Annotated in this window: 16 protein-coding genes; 3 read left to right on the top strand and 13 right to left on the bottom strand. The window is 67.9% G+C overall.

What is annotated here, in order from left to right:
• Positions 1-115: 115 nt before the first annotated feature.
• Positions 116-1,072: a cobalamin-binding protein gene (locus FOC84_RS09985; RefSeq protein WP_173144284.1), complete on the bottom strand. Its 957-nt coding sequence runs from the start codon at positions 1,070-1,072 to the stop codon at positions 116-118.
• Between the two features lie 53 nt (positions 1,073-1,125).
• Positions 1,126-3,171, bottom strand: a complete 2,046-nt coding sequence (locus tag FOC84_RS09980; RefSeq protein ID WP_173144283.1) for a TonB-dependent receptor — start codon at positions 3,169-3,171, stop codon at positions 1,126-1,128.
• A 445-nt stretch (positions 3,172-3,616) separates the two neighbouring features.
• On the opposite strand from FOC84_RS09980, the gene metH reads away from it, so the two are divergent.
• Positions 3,617-7,390: a methionine synthase gene (gene metH, locus FOC84_RS09975; protein WP_173144282.1), complete on the top strand. Its 3,774-nt coding sequence runs from the start codon at positions 3,617-3,619 to the stop codon at positions 7,388-7,390.
• Positions 7,391-7,463: 73 nt separating this feature from the next.
• Here metH and FOC84_RS09970 read toward each other — a convergent pair whose 3' ends face one another.
• From FOC84_RS09970 to FOC84_RS09960, 3 genes are read right to left on the bottom strand one after another with little or no spacing between them, the layout of a single operon-like run.
• Positions 7,464-8,249 carry a citryl-CoA lyase gene (locus FOC84_RS09970; RefSeq protein ID WP_173144281.1) on the bottom strand — a complete coding sequence of 262 codons (786 nt, stop codon included), beginning with the start codon at positions 8,247-8,249 and terminating at the stop codon, positions 7,464-7,466.
• Complete coding sequence (locus tag FOC84_RS09965) at positions 8,246-9,763, bottom strand: class I adenylate-forming enzyme family protein (RefSeq protein WP_173144280.1); 1,518 nt, start codon at positions 9,761-9,763, stop codon at positions 8,246-8,248. Before FOC84_RS09965 ends, FOC84_RS09970 begins: the two co-directional genes overlap by 4 nt.
• A gap of 10 nt (positions 9,764-9,773) precedes the next feature.
• The gene (locus tag FOC84_RS09960; RefSeq protein ID WP_173144279.1) at positions 9,774-10,757 is read right to left on the bottom strand and encodes a Bug family tripartite tricarboxylate transporter substrate binding protein; all 984 of its coding nucleotides are present in this window, start codon (positions 10,755-10,757) and stop codon (positions 9,774-9,776) included.
• A 102-nt stretch (positions 10,758-10,859) separates the two neighbouring features.
• On the opposite strand from FOC84_RS09960, the gene FOC84_RS09955 reads away from it, so the two are divergent.
• A complete protein-coding gene (locus tag FOC84_RS09955; RefSeq protein ID WP_173144278.1) occupies positions 10,860-11,657 on the top strand; it encodes an IclR family transcriptional regulator in 798 nt (265 codons plus the stop codon).
• On the opposite strand, the gene FOC84_RS09950 is transcribed toward FOC84_RS09955, so the two are convergent.
• From FOC84_RS09950 to FOC84_RS09935, 4 genes are all read right to left on the bottom strand, one after another.
• Positions 11,654-12,199 (bottom strand): DUF934 domain-containing protein, encoded by a 546-nt coding sequence (locus FOC84_RS09950; protein ID WP_173144277.1) that lies wholly within the window; start codon positions 12,197-12,199, stop codon positions 11,654-11,656. The two genes, FOC84_RS09955 and FOC84_RS09950, sit on opposite strands and share 4 nt — an antisense overlap.
• Positions 12,192-13,934, bottom strand: coding sequence for a nitrite/sulfite reductase (locus tag FOC84_RS09945; protein WP_173144276.1), 1,743 nt, complete (start codon positions 13,932-13,934; stop codon positions 12,192-12,194). The genes FOC84_RS09950 and FOC84_RS09945 overlap by 8 nt, the downstream gene beginning before the upstream one ends.
• Before the next feature lie 314 nt (positions 13,935-14,248).
• Positions 14,249-14,440, bottom strand: a complete 192-nt coding sequence (locus FOC84_RS09940) for a DUF2970 domain-containing protein (protein ID WP_013391270.1) — start codon at positions 14,438-14,440, stop codon at positions 14,249-14,251.
• Between the two features lie 75 nt (positions 14,441-14,515).
• Positions 14,516-15,451 (bottom strand): LysR family transcriptional regulator, encoded by a 936-nt coding sequence (locus tag FOC84_RS09935; protein ID WP_173144275.1) that lies wholly within the window; start codon positions 15,449-15,451, stop codon positions 14,516-14,518.
• A gap of 291 nt (positions 15,452-15,742) precedes the next feature.
• On the opposite strand from FOC84_RS09935, the gene FOC84_RS09930 reads away from it, so the two are divergent.
• On the top strand, positions 15,743-17,083 hold the full coding sequence (locus FOC84_RS09930; protein WP_173144274.1) for a DUF3100 domain-containing protein: 1,341 nt from the start codon (positions 15,743-15,745) through the stop codon (positions 17,081-17,083).
• Between the two features lie 56 nt (positions 17,084-17,139).
• Here the strand turns inward: FOC84_RS09930 and FOC84_RS09925 are convergent, their stop codons facing one another.
• From FOC84_RS09925 to FOC84_RS09910, 4 genes are all read right to left on the bottom strand, one after another.
• A complete protein-coding gene (locus FOC84_RS09925; RefSeq protein ID WP_173144273.1) occupies positions 17,140-17,646 on the bottom strand; it encodes a hypothetical protein in 507 nt (168 codons plus the stop codon).
• 201 nt (positions 17,647-17,847) lie between these two features.
• Positions 17,848-18,447 (bottom strand): glutathione S-transferase, encoded by a 600-nt coding sequence (locus tag FOC84_RS09920; RefSeq protein WP_173144272.1) that lies wholly within the window; start codon positions 18,445-18,447, stop codon positions 17,848-17,850.
• 25 nt (positions 18,448-18,472) lie between these two features.
• The gene (locus FOC84_RS09915) at positions 18,473-20,179 is read right to left on the bottom strand and encodes an FAD-binding protein (protein WP_173144271.1); all 1,707 of its coding nucleotides are present in this window, start codon (positions 20,177-20,179) and stop codon (positions 18,473-18,475) included.
• Positions 20,180-20,184: 5 nt separating this feature from the next.
• The gene (locus FOC84_RS09910; protein WP_173144270.1) at positions 20,185-20,913 is read right to left on the bottom strand and encodes an SDR family NAD(P)-dependent oxidoreductase; all 729 of its coding nucleotides are present in this window, start codon (positions 20,911-20,913) and stop codon (positions 20,185-20,187) included.
• Position 20,914: the final 1 nt, after the last annotated feature.

The raw sequence follows: 20,914 nt of genomic DNA, 5'->3' as shown, positions 1-20,914 counted from the left end.
AAGCCCGCGGGGGCTGGCGATTCGTTGCTCGAATGATAAAGCACGACGCCACGCGGCAGACGTACTCGGTGAAATGCAGCGTTCCACTATTTGCAGATCATGGCGCGGACACGGTTCAGCGCAGGTGGTCCAGATCGGCGCAGATCGCCTCGGCGGCATCGATCAACCGCGGGCCTGGGCGGTACAGGGCGTCGGCGTCCACGCCGTACACGTGCCCCAGCCGCGCGGCGGGCAGCCCCAGCGCCTGCCAGGCGGCCAGGTTGCGGGCGGCGTCCTCGGGGCGGGAAATGCCGGCCAGCACCGCCTCGGGCCGCGCCGCCAGCACGCTTTCCAGCGTGACCTGGGGCGCCACCACGGGCGCCTGGCCGAAGACATTGACGCCGCCGCAGACGCGCAGGGCGTCGCTGACGATGCTGCTGTCGTTCAGGGTGTAGATGGGATCCAGCCCCGCCTGCACGAAAACGCGCACGGGGCGGCGGCCGGCATAGCGCGCGGCCAGGGCGTCCAGGCGGGCGCGCAGGGCCTGGGCCGCGGGCCGCGCCTGCGCCTCGGTGCCGAACAGCGCGCCCATGCGTTCGACCGCGTCCGGGATGGCGGCCAGGGTCTGCGGGTCGCTGTAGAACACCGGCACGCCCAGCTTGTCCATCACCCGCGCCAGCGGCGCGGCGGCGGCGGGCTGCCAGGCGATCAGCAGGTCGGGGCGCACGGCTGCTACGCGTTCGGGATCGGGCTGAGTGCCGTCGCCGATGATGGGCAACTGGCGGGCAGCGGGCGGATAGTCGCTGCCGCGGATGGTGGCGACGAGACGGTCGCCCGCGCCCGCCGCAAAGACCAGTTCGGTGGCGTGCGGGGCCAGCGTGACGGCGCGCCGGGCGGGGGCGGCCAGCGGCACCGTGCGGCCTTGGTCGTCGCGGACCTGGAGGGCGGCGGCCGGACCGGGCGTGGCTTGGCCGGCTGCGGCTGGAGCCGCCAGGCCCGCGAGCAGGCCCGCGACAAGACCCGTGGCCAGCCACTGGCCCGAGGCCAGGAACAGCCCCGGAACGATGCGAGGATAGGCGCGTGCGAGGGTCATGCAGGAAGCCGATGTAGCCAGCGGTGAACGCCGACTATATCGGAATGCCGCGATCAATAGCGCAGCGTGAGCGACGCGTAGAAGTTGCGGCCGGGTGCGGGATACAGGCTGTAGTTGGCGACGGGGCCCAACATCTCGAACGAAGCATTGCCGCCGCGGATGCCGTAGGTGGCGTACTGGCGGTCGAAGATGTTGTTCACGCCGATGGCGCCTTCGATGTTGCGCGTGAACTTGTAGGCCACCTTGGTGTTGAACAGCACGTAGGCGTCCAGCTCCTTGGCGAACTGGTTGGCCTGGTCGTTGTCCATGCGCGACTTGCCCACGTATTGCGCCGTCACGTTCCACAGGAACGCATCGGTGGGGCGCCAGGTCACGCCGGCGTTCGCCAGCCACTTGGGCGCCAGCGGCACGGTCTTGCCCGCCAGGTCCACGCCGGCGTAGGTGCCGGAGCGGAATTGCGCTTCCATCCAGGTCAGGTTGGCGTCCAGCGACACGCTGCTGGAGATCGCGGTGTGGCCTTCCAGTTCGATGCCTTGGCGGCGGGTCGGGTCCAGGTTGGTGTTGGCGCCGGTGCCCGGACCCCACATGCCGTCGGCCAGCGGGTTGTACTGGATCTCGTTGGTCAGGTCATAGCGGAAGTACGACAGGCGGGCGCTGCTGCTGGCCGATTGCCAGGTCACGCCGATTTCCTTGTCGGTGGAGGTCTGCGGCGCCAACGGGGTCTGCACCGACAGCAGTTCGTCGGCGTTGGGCAGGCGGAAGCTGCGGCCGACCTTGCCGTACACGCCGAAGCCGGCTGGCAGGTCCTGGCGCACGCCCAGCTGCCAGGCGGTCAGGTGGTTGCTGCGGTCCGACGCCGTGCCCGAGCCGGAGATCACGTCCAGGTCGTCGGAGGCGTATTGGCGGCGCACGCCGGCCGTCACGTAGGTGCTCTCGGTGGCGCGGACCTGGCCTTCGGCGAACAGGCCGTACTGGTGCTGGCGCGATTGCCACTTCGAGGGCTGAAAGTCGTAGTAGGCGTTCTGGTTGGCCGTGGTCTTGGCTTCCTGGCCGTCGGCGCCGAAGACGATGCTGTGGCCGCCGTTGATCGGCAGGCGATAGCGCACGCTGGCGATGTTCTCTTCCAGCTTCTGGTCGCGCAGGATGTCGCCGAAGCCGTCGTAGGTCAGGCCGTCGAGCTTCTTTTCGCGGGTCGACAGGTCGGCGTACAGCGTGCCGGCGCCGATCGCCTGCTCGAGCTGCAGGCCGAAGGTGGTGGTGGTGGTCTTGACGTAGTCGAGGTCGTTCTTCGAGCCGCGCGGATCGTCCTGGTATTCGTTCAGGCCGGTCTTCGGGTTGATCGTGCGCGGGCCGGGCAGTTCCAGCTTCTGCGTGGTGGTGCGGCCGTACAGGCGGATCGAGCCGTCGTCATGGCGGAAGGTGATGCCGCCGCCGCCGCCTTCGCGGCGTTCGCCGCTGTGGTCGCGGTAGCCGTCGCTGTGCAGCGACTGCATATAGGCGTCGACGCCGACCTTTTCATTGTTCATGGCCACGGCGGCGTCGTACTGGCGCAGGCCGTAGCTGCCGAAGGTGGCGGTGGCGCGGGCGGTGACCGGCTCCTTGGCGAAATCCGAACGCGTGATGATGTTGATGACGCCGCCGGTGGTGCCGCCGCCGTACTGCACCGAGCCGCTGCCGCGCACGATTTCAATGCGTTCGACCTGGTCCAGCGGCACCACGCCCAGGCTGGGCGCCGACAGGTCGTTGGTGTTCTGCTTCACGCCGTCGATCAGGATCAGCGTGTTGCTGGCGCCGGTGATGCCGAAGCCGCGCAGATCGACGATGGAGTTGTCGCTGGAGCTGCTGGTGTTGATCAGGTGGATGCCGGCCTGGGTCGACAGCACGTCCTGCAGGGTGCGGGCGCTAGCCGCGGCGATGTCTTCGGCGGTGATGACCGAGATCGACACCGGCAGCGTGCGGCCGTCGGTCGGCACGCGTTGGGCGGTGACCGTGACGGCGTCGAGCTGGGGCGTGGTGGAGGCGGCTTGCTGGGCGGCGGCGATGGCCGGGGCGGAGCAGAGCAGGGCGCCGGCATAGCGCCGGATGGAGCGGGTTTTCATCTACGTAACCTCGATGCGACCCGCGACCCCGCAGGCCATTCACGATGGGGAGGTCGCCCACGCCGCGGCGGACCGGTGAGGGCCTGGCGGCAATGCATGGACTTCCTGGCGATCGAACTGGCCGGTATCGGGCTGCCATGGGCGCATCGCGCGCATGGGGACCGTTGCGGGGGCAGCACAGGCTGGAGCCGGGGACTGGCCTGCGCCTTGTGGGGGCGGCAGTCCTGGCGGATCTCTTCCTGTTTCCCGTTTACCTTTCGCGCGCGGCCGGCAAGTGTTGCGTTCTTGCCAGCCCCTTGCGCCGAAAGCACCGGTTCGGGGCCAAAACTGTATCACCGGGAGGCGCGGATAGGCCCATTTTGTTACGATCAAGGCTTGTTTTTGCGGTGTTTTTCGCTTTTTCACCACATTGCGCCGCCGTCGCCAACTCCATCCGGACCTGCCCGTGTCGTATCCCCGCCTGCCTTACCCGCCCGAAGCCTATACCCATGGCGGCGAATTCGCCCGTCTGCTGGGCAAGCGCATCCTGATCCTGGATGGCGCCATGGGCACCATGATCCAGCGCTACAAGCTGGGCGAGGCGGATTTCCGCGGCGAGCGCTTCGCCGGCCACGGCAAGGACGTCAAGGGCAACAACGAGCTGCTGTCGCTGGTGCGTCCGGACGTGATTTCGGAGATCCACCGCCAGTACCTGGAAGCCGGCGCCGACGTCATCGAGACCAACACCTTCGGCGCCACCAGCATCGCGCAGGGCGACTACGAGCTGCCGGAACTGGCCTACGAACTGAACCTGGTGTCCGCCCGCCTGGCGCGCGAGGCCTGTGACGCCTACAGCACGCCCGAGCGGCCGCGTTTCGTGGCCGGCGCGCTGGGCCCGCAGCCCAAGACGGCGTCGATCTCGCCGGACGTGAACGATCCGGGCGCGCGCAACGTCACCTTCGAGGAACTGCGCGTCGCCTATGTCGAGCAGCTCAACGGCCTGCTGGACGGCGGCATCGATATCGTCCTGATCGAAACCATCTTCGACACCCTGAACGCCAAGGCGGCGATCTTCGCCACCGAGGAAGTGTTCGAGGCGCGCGGCGTGCGCCTGCCTGTGATGATCTCGGGCACGGTGACCGACGCGTCGGGCCGCATCCTGTCCGGCCAGACCGTGGAAGCCTTCTGGAACTCGGTGCGCCATGCGCGCCCCATCACCATCGGCCTGAACTGCGCGCTGGGCGCGGCGCTGATGCGCCCCTATGTGGCCGAGCTGGCCCGCATCTGCGACACCTACGTCTGCGTGTATCCGAACGCCGGCCTGCCCAACCCGATGGCCGAAACCGGCTTTGACGAAACCCCGGCCGACACCTCCGCGCTGCTGGAGGAATTCGCCCGCGCCGGGCTGGTCAACATGTCGGGCGGCTGTTGCGGCACCACGCCGGACCACATCCGCGAGATCGCCGCCAAGGTCATGTCGCTGACCCCGCGCGCCGTGCCGGATATTCCGGTCAAGACCCGCCTGTCGGGCCTGGAGCCCCTGAACATCGACGAAGACACGCTGTACGTCAACGTGGGCGAACGCACCAACGTGACGGGCAGCAAGATGTTCGCCCGCCTGATCCGCGAAGAGAAATACGACGAGGCGCTGGCCGTGGCCCGCCAACAGGTCGAGAACGGCGCGCAAATCATCGACATCAACATGGACGAGGCCATGCTGGATTCGGTGGCCTGCATGCGGCGCTTCCTCAACATGATTGCCTCCGAGCCCGACATCGCACGCGTGCCGATCATGATCGACAGCTCCAAGTGGGAGGTCATCGAAGAAGGCTTGAAGTGCGTGCAGGGCAAGCCCGTTGTGAACTCGATCTCCATGAAGGAGGGGCTGGAGCCCTTCCGCCACCATGCGCGCCTGTGCCGCCGCTACGGCGCGGCCGTGGTGGTGATGGCGTTCGACGAACTGGGCCAGGCCGACACGCTGGAGCGCCGCAAGGAAATATGCGGCCGCGCCTACAAGATCCTGGTCGAGGAAGAGGGCTTCCCGCCGGAAGACATCATCTTCGATCCCAACGTCTTCGCGGTCGCCACCGGCATCGACGAACACAACCACTACGCCGTGGACTTCATCGAAGGCACGCGCTGGATCCGCGAGAACCTGCCCCACGCCCGCATTTCCGGCGGCGTGTCCAACGTCAGCTTCTCGTTCCGCGGCAATGAGCCCATGCGCGAGGCCATCCACACGGTGTTCCTCTATTACGCCGTCAAGGAAGGCATGACGATGGGCATCGTCAACGCCGGCCAGCTGGGCGTGTACGCCGACCTGGATCCCAAGCTGCGCGATCTGGTCGAGGACGTGGTGCTGGACCGCGCCGAACCCGTGGGCAAAACGGAGGCCGACGACGAGCGCACGCCGACCGAACGCCTGGTGCAGTTCGCCGACAGCGTGAAGGGCTCGGGCGCCAAGAAGGAAGAAGACCTGGCCTGGCGCAACGCTGAAGTGGAAAAGCGTCTGTCGCACGCGCTGGTGCACGGCATCACCGCCTTCATCGTGGAAGACACGGAAGAAGTGCGCCAGAAAATCTTCGATCGCGGCGGCCGCCCCATCGAAGTGATCGAAGGCCCGCTGATGGACGGCATGAACGTGGTGGGCGACCTGTTCGGCGAGGGCAAGATGTTCCTGCCGCAGGTGGTGAAGTCCGCCCGCGTCATGAAGCAGGCCGTGGCCCACCTGATCCCCTTCATCGAAGAAGAAAAGCGCCAGATCGCGGCCGCCGGCGGCGACGTGCGCGCCAAGGGCAAGATCGTCATCGCCACCGTCAAGGGCGACGTGCACGACATCGGCAAGAACATCGTGTCGGTGGTCCTGCAGTGCAATAACTTCGAAGTCGTGAACATGGGCGTGATGGTGCCCTGCGCCCAGATCCTGGAAAAGGCCAAGGAAGAGAACGCCGACATCGTCGGCCTGTCCGGCCTGATCACGCCCAGCCTCGAGGAAATGGCCTATGTGGCCAGCGAGATGCAGCGCGACGAGTACTTCCGCAGCCGCAAGCTGCCGCTGATGATAGGCGGCGCCACCACCAGCCGCGTGCACACCGCCGTCAAGATCGCGCCCAACTACGAAGGCCCGGTCATCTACGTGCCGGACGCCAGCCGTTCCGTGGGCGTGGCGACGAACCTGATGTCGGACCAGTCGGCAACGTATCTGGCGGAGCTGGCCCAGGAATACGAAGAGGTGCGCCGCCGCCACGCCAACCGCAAGGCCACGCCCATCCTGCCGCTGGCGGAAGCGCGCGCCTCGCGTCCCGCGATCGATTGGGACAACTACACGCCGCCGCGCCCCAAGTTCATCGGCCGCCGCACTTTCAAGAGCTACGACCTGGCCGAGATCGCCAAGTACGTGGACTGGGGCCCGTTCTTCCAGACCTGGAGCCTGTTCGGCCCGTATCCGGCCATCCTGGACGACAAGGTCGTGGGCGAGCAGGCGCGCAAGGTCCACGCCGACGGCCTGGCCATGATGAAGCGCATCATCGAAGGCCGCTGGCTCACCGCCAACGGCGTGGTGGGCTTCTACCCGGCCAACAGCATTAACGACGAGGACATCGAGGTCTACAAGGACGAGACCCGCAGCGAGGTGCTGTTCACCTACCGCAACCTGCGCCAGCAGGGCGCCAAGCGCGAAGGCGTCAGCAACAAGTCCCTGTCCGACTTCATCGCGCCCAAGTCCAGCGGCAAGCTGGACTACATCGGCATGTTCGCGGTCACGGCCGGCCTGGGCATCGAAAAGAAGGAAGCGGAATTCGAAAAGGCGCTGGACGACTACTCCAGCATCATGCTGAAGTCGCTCGCCGACCGCCTGGCCGAAGGCTTCGCCGAATGCCTGCATGCCCGCGTGCGCCAGGACCTGTGGGGCTACGCGCCCGACGAGGCTTTGTCCAACGAGGATATGATCGCCGAGAAATACGTGGGCATCCGCCCCGCGCCCGGCTACCCGGCCTGCCCGGAGCACGTCATCAAGACCGACATGTTCCGCGTGCTGGACGGCGCCGACATCGGCATGATGCTGACTGACAGCTATGCCATGTACCCGGCCTCCAGCGTGTCCGGCTTCTACTTCAGCCACCCGCAGTCGCAGTACTTCAACGTGGGCGTGATCGGCGAAGACCAGCTGCAGGACTACGCCGCCCGCAGCGGCCGCGGCATCGAAGACCTGAAGCGGACGCTGGCGCCCAACCTGGGTTGAGCGCTGCCGGGGGAGGGATCAGGCGTACTCGCCGGTCGTTCCCCCGTCCATGCGGATGCGGCCGGCTGCGCCGTTACGCTTGCTCTGCGCCCTGATGCGTCTTGCCTCGGCCCACGTAGGGAATGGCGTGGTCTATGGTTTCCCAGATGTAGCGTCCGGACGGGCTTTGCTGTTCCTCGGCCACGTGCGATACCAGGCCGGCCGCGCGCGAGATGACGGCGAAGCCGCGCATCAGTTCGGTCGGCACGCCGATCTCGCTGAGCAGCGCGGCGACCGCGCCGGTGGCATTGATGGTGATGTGCTTGCCGTAGGTCTCGTCGATGGCTGCCGAGAACAGGCGCAGCGCCTTGAGCGAGTCGCCCTTGAGATCTGGCTCGGCCTCGGCCAACGCCAGCAGCTTGATCGAGCGCGGATCGTCGGGCTTGTGCAGATGGTGGCCGAAGCCGGGCAGCGCGCTGCGCGATTCGCGGAATTCGCGGGCGATCGCCAGGGCTTCCGCGCGGCCGTCCTCGGCCTGGCGGATGCGGTCCAGCAGGCGCGAGCAGTTTTCCATGGTGCCGACGAACCGGCTGCCCACCGCCATCAGCCCCGACGCCACCGCGCCCTGCAGGTTTTCCGGCGCGCTCATATAGATCAGCCGCGTGGTGATGGCGCTGGGCGTCAGCCCGTGCTCCATCAGCGTGACGAGCACCGCGTCGACGATGCGCAGGTCCACCGGGCGCGCCTCGCGGCCAAGGATCTGCATGATCATGACTTCGGTGAAGGTTTTCTTGCCGATCAGGTCCTCGACCAGGTCCACGTCGCGGTAGGACATGCCGGTGAGGTGATGCGCGCAAAGGCGGGTTTCGGGCGTTTTCATGAGGACTCCTTCTGGGCCGCGTCGCGCACGGCATTTTTCAGTACCTTGCCCACGCTGGAGCGCGGCAGGCTGTCATGGATGTGGAACTGTTTGGGCGTGGCCACGGGGCCGAGCAGGGCGCGCACGTGCGCCTTGAGCTCGTCCTCGCTGGCTTCCACGCCGGGATGGAACTGGACCGCGGCGTGGACCGCTTCGCCCCACTTGTCGTCCGGCAGTCCGAACACCGAGCATTCGTACACGGCGGGATGCGCGGACAGCGCGTTCTCCACGTCCACGGGATAGATGTTGAAGCCGCCCGTGATGATCACGTCGCGCAGCCGGTCCTTCAGGAACAGATAGCCGCGCGCGTCGATCAGGCCGGTGTCGCCGGTATGCAGCCACCCGTTCACCACGGTTTCGGCGGTCTTTTCGGGCAGGCGCCAGTAGCTGGCCATGACCAGGTCGCCCTGCACCACGACCTCGCCGATCTCGCCGCGCGGCAGCAGCGCGCCGTCGGGCGCCATGATGGCCACGTCGCTGAGCCAGGTGACGCGCCCGACCGAGGCGCGGTTCTGCGGCGCTTCCAGATCAGAGGGGCGCAGCACGGTCACGATCTGCGGCGCTTCGGTCTGGCCGTAGGTGGTGCCCAGCACCGGGCCGAAGAAGGCGCGGGCTTTGTCGATCTTCTCCACCGGCATGGGCGCGCCGCCGTAGATCAGGTTGCGCAGGCGCGGGAAGTCGGCGCGCGAGACGCCGGGCTGCGCCATGATCATGTAGATCAGCGTGGGCGGCATGAAGCTCAGCGTGCCGCCGCGTTCGCGGAAGGCGGCGGTAATGCTGGCCGGCGTGACGCCGTCCAGCAGCAGATGGGCGCCGCCGCGCGCCAGCACCGGCAGCAGGTAGGTGCCGGTGCCGTGCGTGATGGGGGCGGCCACCACATAGCGGTCTTCGTGGGTCAGCCCCCAGCTCATGATCTGGTTGATGATGCCCGCATTCCACGCGTGGTACGGCTGCATCACGCCTTTGGGCAGGCCGGTGGTGCCGCCGGTGAACTTGACGGCCTGGGTGGCGTCGCGCGGCAGCGCGTGGCGTTGCGGCTCGCGTCCGGCGCAGCGGGCCAGCAGCTCATCCAGCGCCAGCGGCGCCGCCGCGTCGTCCAGATGGATGTGGCGGCGGCCTTGCGGCGCCTGGACCTCGGGCGCCAGCGGCGCGCCCACGCCGTCGACGATCACGATGGACGGCTCGGTGGCGTCCAGGATGCGCCCGATCTCGCGCTCGGTGCTGCGGTAATTGAGCGGCACCCACACCTTGCCGCTGGCCAGCACGGCCAGCAGCGCCAGGATGTGCCGCGCGGAGTTGCCGGCGCAGATCGCCACCCGCGTCTGCGGCGCCGGATCCAGGTCCTGCAAGGCCGCGGCCAGCGCCCGCGTGTCGGCGGCCAGCCGCGAGTACGTGACCAGGCCCTCTGGGCCGTCCAGCGCGATGCGGTCCGGATACTGCTCGGCGGCGCGAAAGAAGAAATCTATCGGGTACATCCTGGTGTTCCTAGTTGGCTTTGAGGTTGGCGCTCTTGACGACCTTGCCCCACTTGTCGATCTCGCTGGCGATCTTCTTGGCGTAGGTCTCGGGCGTGTTGGGCTGCTGTGGCGCGTAGAAGCCGGACTGCTGATAGGACGTCTGCAGCGCCGGGCTGGCCAGCGCCTTGTTGATGGCCTGGTTCAAGCGCTCGACCACGGGCTTGGGGGTGCCGGCAGGCGCCATCACGCCGAACCAGGATTCCACGTCGAAGCCGGCCAAGCCGGATTCGGCCAGCGTGGGCGTATCGGGCGCGGAAGGCAGGCGCTGGGGCGAGGTGACGCCGATGGCGCGCAGCTTGCCGGCCTGCACATGTGGCAGCGACGAGGGCAGGTTGTCGAACATGGAATCCACCTGGCCGCCCAGCAGGTCGGCCACGGCCGGGCCGCTGCCGCGGTACGGCACGTGCAGGATGTCGGTGCCGGTCTGCATCTTGAACAGTTCGCACGACAGGTGGATGGACGAGCCGCTGCCCGACGAGGCGCAGGTCAGCTTGCCCGGGTTCTTCTTGGCGTAGGCCACGTATTCCTGCACGGTCTTGATCGGCAGCTTGGGATTGACCACCAGGATGTTCGGAATGGTCGCCAGCAGGCCGACCGGCTCGAAGTCCTTCACGAAGTCATAGCTGAGCTGGCTGTACAGCGTGCGGTTGATGGTGTTGGCGATGGAACCTACATACAGCGTGTAGCCGTCGGGCGCGGCGCGCGAGACGATTTCCGCGCCGATGTTGCTGTTGGCGCCGGTCTTGTTCTCGACCACGATGGTCTGGCCCAGTTCTTCCGAGAGGGACTTCGCCATCAGGCGCGCCACGATGTCGGTGGCGCCGCCGGCCGCGTAGCCGACCACCAGCGTCACGGGACGCTCGGGATAGGGTTTGGCCGCCAGGGCCGGGGCCGCGAGCAGCGCGCCCAGGGCGGCCGCCGCGGCGGCCCACCGCTTGCTTTGCATCTTCATTGTTGTCTCCGTCCTGTTTGTCTAATATTTGGACAGCTCTGCGTCTGCCCGGATTCATATTGGGCTTTGATAGGGGCCTCATCAACGCAAGCTGTCCAAAAAATGAACAAACCAGAATCCGAAGGCTCCGGGCCGCGCGTGTTGCGCCGCGGGCTGCGCGTGCTGGGCGTGCTGCGGCAGGCAGGGGCGGCGGGCATGCACGTGGTCGACATCGCGCGCGCGGCGGGCATGCAGCGGACCACGGCCTATCGCTATCTCGACGTGCTGGTGCAGGAGGGCTACGCCTTGCGCGAGTCCGAGGCGCCGCGTTGGCGCGTGGCCGAGCTGGGCGTGATGATGGCCGGCGATCCACACGCGCAAGCGGTGCGCAGCCTGCGGCCGGTGCTGCGCCAGATCAGCGACGTGAGCGGCGATTCCGCTTTTCTCATCTGCCGCGCCGGCAACGATTCGCTCTGCCTGCACCGCGAAGTGGGCAACTACCCTGTGCAGGTGCTGGCGGTCACGGTGGGGCACCGCCAGCCGCTGGGCGTGGGGGCGGCCGGGCTGGCGTTATTGGCGGCGCTGCCGTCAGCCGAGTCGGAAGAGGTGATTGCGCAGAACGAGCAGGCCCTGCGCGCCTATGGCGGCATGACGGTGGCGCAGATGCGGCGCTTGGTGGAGAACACGCGCGGGCGCGGCTGGTCCGTGGTGGGCAACGCGGCGGTCCCTGGCGTGCTGGGCGTGGGCGTGGCCCTGTGCGACGCTGGCGGATATCCGCGCCTGGCCGTCAGCGTGTCCAGCCTGATCAGCCGCATGCAGGCGGCGCGCCAGCGCAATATCGCCGACCTGATCCGCGCCCAGCTGGCGCAGGATGAGGTCAGGACGCAGCGCTGGGCGCTGCCGGGATTTTCGGGCGGCTAGGCGGCTGCCGGCGTCGGCACCCGATAGGTCTTCTGGTAATGCACCGTGAACGTCTTGAAGGCTTCCAGGGCCTTGTGCGGATCGTGGCCGGGCTTGACCAGGAAGCTGTCGAAGCCGACGCGCGCCTGGTAGTGGATGGTGTCGATCATCACGTCGCCGACCGCGCGCAGTTCGCCTTGCCACCGGTAGCGCGTGCGCAGCAACTGCGCCAGTGAATAGCCGCGGCCATCGGTATAGACCGGAAAATCCACGGCGATGAAGGCGATGCCGGCGGGATCCAGCGTGCCGTCGGTGTCGGCCAGATCGCGCAGGTCGGCGTCGGGGTCGAGCAGGACCGCGACCGGATGCTGGTGGCGGCGCAAGGTGGCGCGCGAGGTCTTCCAGGTGGACAGCGGCACGATCCAGCCCGGCGCGTCGCCAGGCACCTGGCCCTCGGCGGGGACTTCGGGCTCGGGCGTGAAGAGGCGTGCGGTGTCGGCCTCCAGGCGGCCGTTGCGGATCAGGTGCGGGCCGGGGGTGTCGTGCGGATAGATTTCAGACATGGGCGGCCTCGGCGTGCTGCGTGGGTTTGGCGAAGGCGGGATCGGAGTAGACGTCCTGCTTGAAGGGGTCGATGCCGACGCGGTCCACCACGTCGATGAAGCGTTCCTCTTCGCTGTCGCGCAGGCCCAGGTAGGTGCGGACAAGGCGGTCCACCACGCCCGCGACCTGGTCGCGCGCGAACGACGGACCGATGATGCGGCCGATCGCGGCGCCGCCGCCGCGCGTGGATTCGATGTCGGGCAGCGGCTTGGCGGCGCCGTTCTGGCGGCCGCCGATGGTGACCTGATACCACTCCTCGCCGGCCTTATCGACCCCGAGGATGCCGATATGGCCCACGTGATGGTGGCCGCAGGAGTTGATGCAGCCCGAGATGTTCAGATCCAGCTCGCCGATCTCGAACAGGTAGTCGAGGTTGTCGAACTGGCGCTGGATGGCTTCGGCCACGGGGATCGAGACGGCATTGGCCAGCGCGCAGAAATCCCCGCCCGGACAGGCGATGATGTTGGTCAGCAGCCCGATGTTGGGCGTGGCCAGGTTCAGCGCCTGCAGCGTGGTCCAGAGTTCATGCAGGCGCGCGCGGCGCACGTCGGCCAGGATCAGGTTCTGCTCGTGCGAGACGCGCAGCTCGCCGAAGCCGTATTCGTCGGCCAGGTTGGCCACCGCGTCCATCTGGTCGGCGGTGATGTCGCCCGGCGGCACGCCGGTGGGCTTGAGCGACACGGTGACGGCGGCATAGCCGGCCACTTTGTGCGGGTGCACGTTGGTGCGCAGCCAACGCGCGAAGCGCGGATCGGCGGCGGCGAGCGCGGCGGTGTTGTCGATGTCCTGCGTCGCGGCGGAGTCGTATTGCGGCCAGACGAAACGGGCCTTGATGCTATCGACGAATTCCTGGGTGATGGTGTCCGGGCCGCCCTTGATGAGCTGCCACTGCTCGTCCACCTGCTGCGCGTAGACTTCCGGCGTCAGGTCCTTGACGAGAATCTTGATGCGCGCCTTGTACTTGTTGTCGCGGCGACCGTGCAGGTTGTAGACCCGCAGCGCGGCCTGCAGATAGGTCAGCAGGTCCTGCCATTCGACGAAGGGATTGATCAGCTTGCCGACGATGGGCGTGCGGCCCAGCCCGCCGCCGACCCAGACGCGAAAGCCCAGCTTGCCGTCGCGTTCGACGGCCTGCAGGCCGATGTCGTGCACGCCCACGGCCGCGCGGTCCTGCACCGCGCCGCTGACCGCGATCTTGAATTTGCGCGGCAAAAAGGCGAATTCGGGGTGCAGCGTGGACCATTGGCGGATGATCTCGCACCACACCAGCGGATCCACCAGCTCGTCCGGCGCGACGCCGGCGAAATGGTCGGTGGTGGTGTTGCGGATGCAGTTGCCGCTGGTCTGGATGGCATGCATCTGCACGGTGGCGAGTTCAGCCAGGATGTCCGGCACGTCTTCGAGCTTGGGCCAATTGAACTGGATGTTCTGGCGGGTGCTGAAATGGCCGTAGCCGCGGTCCCATTTGCGCGCGATGTGCGCCAGCGTGCGCAATTGGCGCGACGCCAGGATGCCGTAGGGGATCGCGACGCGCAGCATGGGCGCGTGGCGCTGGATGTACAGGCCGTTCTGCAGGCGCAAAACGCGGAATTCATCTTCCGTTAGTTGGCCATCGAGGAAGCGGCGTGTCTGGTCGGAGAACTGCGCCACGCGTTGCTCGACTAATTGCTGGTCGACGGGGTCATACACGTACATGTCTACTGCCCTTGAAGTCTTCTCGGTCTGGACCCCGGCGGTCGCCCGGCGCAATGCGGCAGGAGAAAGGGGTTCATAACCGTAACAGGCAGCTGCGGCGACCGTCTAAGTCATTCTGGTAATAAGGTAATGGGGGCCCCCACGCTGCACGCGCTGGCGCGCGTTTGCTGCCCCCCGAGGGGGCTGTCCCGCCTTGGGACGGCCCGGCGGCGGGACGGCGATGTGCACCCCCACGCTGCACGCGCTGTCGCGCGTTTGCTGCCCCCCGAGGGGGCTGTTCCGCCTTGGGACGGCCCGGCGGCGGGACGGCCGATTTACAACGCGGCGTTCACAGCCCAGCGCGCGACCAGCACCAGAATGACCACCAGACAAGCCGCCATCAGCAGCCCGGTCAATATCAATGGCGCCGGCTTGTTGTTGGCGATGTCGGCATCGTACCCGCGCCCGCGGCGCACGCCGAAGAATCCCCACAGCACGGATTTGACCGTGCGCAAGAAACTGAGCATGTAGTCCCTCCTGGCGTCGTGGCGATGCTGCAAATGTAGGCCGGCGCCGTCCGGGGGAACAGATGCAGATCCGCGTTACCCGACCGTATCAGACGTCGAACCGGCCGGGGCGCCGATGCCGCGCACGATGTGGTCCAGCAATTCGCGCGCGGCGGGCGAGATATGCCGGCCGGCGCGGCTCAGCACGTGCAGGCTGCCTTGGTTGAGGATGGGGTTGGCCAGCGGCAGGCTGGCCAGGCGCTGGGCGCGCAGGTCGGCGGTGACTGCGATGGGCGGCGTCAGCGCATAACCGATGCCCGCGGCGGCGAATTGCCACAGCGCCTTGAAGGACGAGGTGGTCAGCACATTGCGCAGCCGGACCTGTTCGCTGATCTCGGCGGCCTGGATATGCTGGCGCACGCCGAACCCCTCTTGCATGGACGCGCCGGGATGGTCGGCCAGGTCGGTCAGCAGCAGCGGGCGGCGCAGCCGGGTCAGCGGGTGGTCGTCGCGGACGATGGCGCGGATGGGCTCGGGCCGCGAATAATGGGTGCGCAGGCGGGCGTCGTTGGGCGGCTGGAACACCAGTCCTATATAGGCGCGGTCGTCGATGATGCGCTGCACGATCTCGGAGGTGCGCGCCACGTCGATGTCCAGCGTGACCTCCGGATGGCTGCGCCAGTAGCCGGGCAGCACGCGCTCGAACATCAGCTCCACGAAGCCCTCGCCCAGCACCAGGTCTATGTGTCCCCGTTCGGCCTTGCGCAGGCTGTCGATCTCGGAGAAGAAGCTCTCCTGGATGTCCTGCTGGCGCTTGATATAGCGTGCCAGGATATGTCCTGCGTCCGTGGGCACCACGCCGCGTCCGCGGCGCTCGAACAGCGCGATGCCGCAATCGCGCTCCAGCGCGGCGATGGCGCGGCTGACGGCGGACGGGTCCATGTCCAGCACTTCGGCGGCGCCGCGCACCGAGCCGCGGCTCATGACCTGCATGAAGTAATGGGTGCGGCGGGCGTCGAGTTTTTCGTCCATGGCGGGGCTCCTTGGCGGGAGTGCGGCGGCAGATCCACAGCTACAATCTAGGGTTTACCCTTGCATGATCCGAGTTCATGCAAAATTTTCCCGGGAAAAGCTTGTCCGTTGCATTTTACGCAACGTTTATGCGCCAGCCCTGTCATGGTTGCGCGCCGGGCCCCCGGCGAAAATCGGCCCTGCTGCGCGCGCCGTCGCCGCCGCCGCGTTGCGACGCCCACTCCGGGCGCCAGCCGGCCGGGATTGCGGCGGGCAGCCACGACGATTATTTACGTTCATCAGGGGAATTCGATGTCACATGCCAGCGCAAGCCTGGCCGCGCCTTCCATGCCGCTATCCGGGCGCATCCGCATGCTCGCCGCCATCCTGCTGGTGGTTGTCGTTTCCGAGGCGATCGGCAGCGCCACCTTCAACGTCGGCCCGGGCAAGATCGTCCTGCAGCCCATGCTGTGGGCCATCTTCATCGGCGCCATCGTGGCCGCCTTCGGCCAGCGCATGCCCGCCGGCCTGAACATCGACACCGCCATGCAGACCCGCATCAGCGGCTATCTGCAGTACGCGCTGCTGCCCTTCCTGGCCAAGCTGGGCCTGATGGTGGGCGGCGCCTTGCCCCAGGTGCGCGAAGCCGGTTGGGCCCTGGTGTTCCAGGAGTTCGGCCACTTTTTCGGCACCATGGCCATCGGCCTGCCGCTGGCGCTGCTGCTGGGCATCAAGCGCGAGGCCATCGGCGCCACCTTCTCGGTGGGCCGCGAGCCCAGCCTGGCGATCATCGGCGAGCGCTACGGCATGAACTCGCCTGAAGGCCGCGGCGTGATGGCCGAGTACATCACCGGCACCGTGATCGGCGCGCTGTTCGTGGCGCTGATGGCCGGCTTCATCACCAGCCTGAATATCTTCGATCCGCGCTCGCTCGCCATGGGCGCCGGCGTGGGCTCGGGCAGCATGATGGCGGCCGGCGTGGGCGCGATCGCGTCCCAGCAGACGCCCGAAGTCGCGCACCAGGTGGCCGCCCTGGCCGCCGCCGCCAACCTGCTGACCACGGTGGTGGGCGTGTACTTCACGCTGTTCATCTCGCTGCCGACCACCATCTTCCTGTACGACAAGCTGGAACCCGTGCTGGGCCGCTTCTCGCGCGGCAAGGCCGAAACCGCCGCTGCCGCCGATGACAGCGTCGCGCAAGAGACGCCGGCGCACGGCGCCAAGATGGGCTTCGGCGACCGCCTGACCGCTTACGTCATCTGCGGCCTGTTCGCGCTGGTGGGCAACCGCCTGGGCTACAACGTGCCGTTCGCCGATGCCTTGCCGGGCATGGGCATCATCATCCTGCTGGTCGTCATCACCGACCTGGTGCTGCGCGTGGTGCCCAAGCTGCCGGCCGTGTTCGTGCTGTCGCTGATCGCCATGACCGCCGGCTGCCCGGGCGTGCTGCCGTACTCGGACCAGATCATCGCGATGGTCGGCAAGGTCAACTTCCTGCCGTTCACGACCGTGATCCTGGCCATGGCCGGCCTGTCGATCCTCAAGGACCTGCCGGCGTTCCGCAAGCTGGGCTGGAAGATCGTGGTGGTTTCCCTGGCCGCCAATGCGGGCACCTTCCTGGGCGCGACGATGATCGCGGAATTCTTCCACTGATCGCCGCCGGGTTCCGAACGAAGAGCCGCCTGATGCGTCAGGCGGCTTTTTTTTGGTCAGGGCGTGTGGCCCGGCCGGTAGCGCGCGTTGTCCGTGACGTTCTCGGTCGCGCCGATGTTGGCGACCTTGGGGATGCCCAGGCCGGCGGCCTTCATGGCCACGGCGGTCTGCAGTTCCTGGACCTGCGGATTGCCCATGGCGACGCGGTAGGCCTGCAGCGGCATCAGGCCTTCGATGGTGCCCAGGTCGTTGGCGGAGCCGGCGCGCTGGGCCGCGGGGTCGGGCTGCGCGGTGAAATCCTCGACGGCGCGGCGCATGCGCGATTCCGCGTGCAGATCGCGCAGCGCGTCCGCATTGGAGGCGCCGAAGGAGCTTAGCGGCAATGACAGGCTCGCGCGTTCGCGGATGGCTTGCGCCGCGTGGCCGGCGGCCGCGGCCCGGGCCGCCTGGACGTGGGCGACGCGTTGGGTTTCGGGGAATGCGCGGGCGGCGTCCAGCGCGGCGGAGCGCGCGGGGTAGGGCGCGTCGGCCCGGTGGATGGCGGAGATCGCAGCGACGTTCATGCTGGGCCTCTTCTGGCGATGGCGGGCGGATCGGCCCGCCTGCCGACTTCACTGTAACAGCTGAGGGCGATCCGGGCGAAAAAAAGGCCCCTGAACATGCCAGGGGCCCTAGCGACGCTGCCCGGGGCCGCGCCGTACCAAGGCAGGTGATGGCCAGGGAGCCCGGCGGGTTCTCCCGGCCCTGCGCCTGCCCAAACCGGATCAGGGTTTGGTGGCCTGCATGGACGGGCGCTGGCTGAAGGTCTCGTACCAGGCGGCGGTGGCCGGGTGGCCGGCGCGCCAGTCCAGGTCGGGGAATCGGAAGTCCAGATAGCCCAGCGCGCAACCGATGGTGATGGTGCCGATGTCCAGGCGGCCCGCCAGCGCGGCGGCGTTCTGTTCCACCAGCGCGAGGCCGTCGCGGACCTTGTCCAGCTGGCCCTCAACCCAGCCGTCCCAGCGCAGCGCTTCCGGACGCAGCACGGTTTCGTAGCGGGCCAGCAGCGCCGCGCCCAGCATGCCGTCGGCCATGGATTGTTCCGTCAGCACCTGCCAGCGCGTCTTGCCGGCCGGGAACAGCGAACCGCCGCCCAGGTCGTTCAGGTATTCGCAGACCACGCGGCTGTCGTACAGCGCCTGGCCGTCATCGGTGATGAAGGTGGGCACCTGGCCCAGCGGATTGCTGGGAATGATGGTCTGGTCGCGTGCGACGGGACCGGCCGCGCTCGGCAGCTTCTCGATGCGGTCGGCCAGACCGAGTTCATGGGCGATGACCATGCACTTGCGCACGAAGGGCGAGGCGGGCGAGTAGAAGATTTTCATGGGGATCCTTGTCGGTGGAGAGGCGTCAGTGTTGTGCATGGGCCAGATGTTGTCCAGCGATCCAGCCGAAGGTCAGGGCGGGACCAAGCGTGATGCCGGGGCCGGGATAGGCGCCGCCCATCACGGACTGCATGTCGTTGCCGGCCACGTAGAGGCCGGGGATGGGCGCGCTTGCGGCGTCCAGGGCCTGGGCGTGCGGATTGGCGGCGATGCCGCAAGCCGTGCCAATGTCGCCGGGATAGACCTTGACGGCGTAATAGGGGCCCGCGCCCAGCGGCGTGAGGCAGGGGTTGGGTTCGTGTTCCGGATCGCCCAGGTAGCGGTTGTAGGCGGTCGATCCCTTGCCGAAGTCGGGATCCTGGCCCTGGGCCGCGTGGGCGTTGTAGCGTTGCACCGTGGCCTGCAGCGCATCGGCGGGCACGCCCAGCCGGGCGGCCAGCGCCGCCAGCGTGGCGCCTTGCAGCAGATAGCCTGCATCGATCAGATGCTGGCGCGGCCGGCCTCCCGGCAGCGCCAGGCCCAGGCCCCAGGCGTCGACGAAGCGCTGGTCGCAGATCAGGAAGGCGGGAATGCTGGGCGTCGTGTCATGGCTGCGGTACATGGCCTGCACGAACTCGTGGTACGAGGCCGATTCATTGACAAAGCGCTGGCCTGCGCCGTTCACGGCGATGAGACCCGGCTTGGCCCGGTCCCAAACCAGATGCGGGTAATGCAGGCGCTCGCCGTCCGCGGACACCAGCACGGAGATGGGCGCCCAGAACGCAGGGCTGGCGTGGCCAGTGCCCAGGGCCGCGCCGGCGGTTTCCGACAGGCGGATGCCGTCGCCCGTATTGTCCCTGGGCGACATGGACCAGAGACCGGTGGGCTGCGGATAGCTCTGCGAGCGGCGCTCCGGATCCCAGGGAAAGCCGCCCGTGGCCATCACCACGCCGCGCCGCGCGCGGATGTTCAGCGTCTTGCCGCCGCGTTGCACCGCCGCGCCCAGCACGCGGCCCGCCGTATCGCGATGCAGCGCCAGCGCCGGCGTGTCCAGCCAATACTCGATCCTGCGCGCCAGCAGGCCGTGGAATAGCTGCGCGGCCAACGCATTGCCCAGCAGCAGCCGCGTGCCGCGGTGATAGCCGCGCACGCGGTCGGCGGCATAGCGCAGCGCGAGCTTCATGCTGTGGCGCCAGGCCGCGTACGAGCGCGTGGCGCGCAGCAGATGGCGCACGTCGGTGATGTTGACCATCATGCCGCCCAGCACGGTGAACTCCTTCAGCGGATCGCGCAGCAAACGGAAGTCCCGGCCGAGCTTGCGGCCGTCGAATTCCAGCGGATCCAGCGACCGCCCGCCCATCGCGGCGCCGGGCAGGTCGGGGTAGTAATCGGGCGAGGCGGTGCGCGCGGCCAGATCCAGGATGCCGCGCGACACCAGGTAGTCCATCATGCGCGGGCCGGCTTCCAGATAGGCGCGCTTCATGTCGTCCGGCGCCGCCGCACCCACGGTCTGTTCCAGATAGGTCCAGACCTGATCGTAGCTGTCAGGATGGCCGGCGGCTTCCGTCTGCGCGTTCAGCGGTATCCACAGCGCGCCGCCGGAGATCGCGGTGGAGCCGCCGATGCGGCCGGTCTTTTCCACCAGCAGCACCTCCAGTCCTTCTTCCCGCGCCGTCAGCGCCGCGGCCATGCCGCCCGCGCCCGAGCCGACGACCAGCGCGTCGACTTCCTTGTCCCAAGTAATGCCTTCCATGCTGCCTATGCTCCCGATCCGCCCAGCGATTTGCCGCCGTCCACGAAGATGACCTGGCCAGTGATGAAGTCCATGTGCGGCGCGGCCAGGAAGGACACGGCATTGGCGATGTCTTGCGGCTGGCCCGCGCGGCCGGTGGGCTGCAGGGCCAGTTGGGCCGCGAGGCGTTCGGGCGTGAGGTTGCGCAAGAGCGGCGTGTCGATGAGGCCAGGGGCGATGGCATTCACCAGGATGCCGCGCGGCGCAAGCTCCATGGCCGAGGCTCGCGTGTAGCCGACCAGAGCCGCTTTCGAGGCCACGTAATGCGGGTGGTTCTTTGCGCCCAGGTAGGCGCGCGAGGCGATGTTGACGATCTTGGAGCCTGGCGCCATGTCGCGCGCGGCCTCTTGCGTCAAGCTTGCCACCGCCAGCAGGTTGACGTCGAAGGCGCGGCGGTAGTCGGCGCTGTCCACCTCGAAGAACTTGCGCTCATCGAACAGCCCCGCGTTGTTGACCAACGCCGTCAGCGGCGCGAGCGCGCGCGCCAGCGCGCGGGTGGCAGCTTCGTCCGTCAGATCCACCACCCTGTATTCCACGTCCAGCCCTTGCGCCCGCAGCGCCTCGGCTTCCTTCGCGGCGAGTTCTGCGTTGCGGTCGGCCATTACGACGCGAAAGCCGTCGCGCGCCAGCCGTTCCACGATCGCAAGGCCCATGCCGCTTGCGCCGCCCGTGACCAATGCCGTGCCCAGATTCATG

Origin of the sequence: Achromobacter pestifer, from assembly GCF_013267355.1 — a bacterium.
Lineage (GTDB): Bacteria > Pseudomonadota > Gammaproteobacteria > Burkholderiales > Burkholderiaceae_B > Achromobacter > Achromobacter pestifer_A.
Note: the sequence above shows the minus strand (reverse complement) of the source record. Positions and strands in the feature narration are given on the sequence as shown.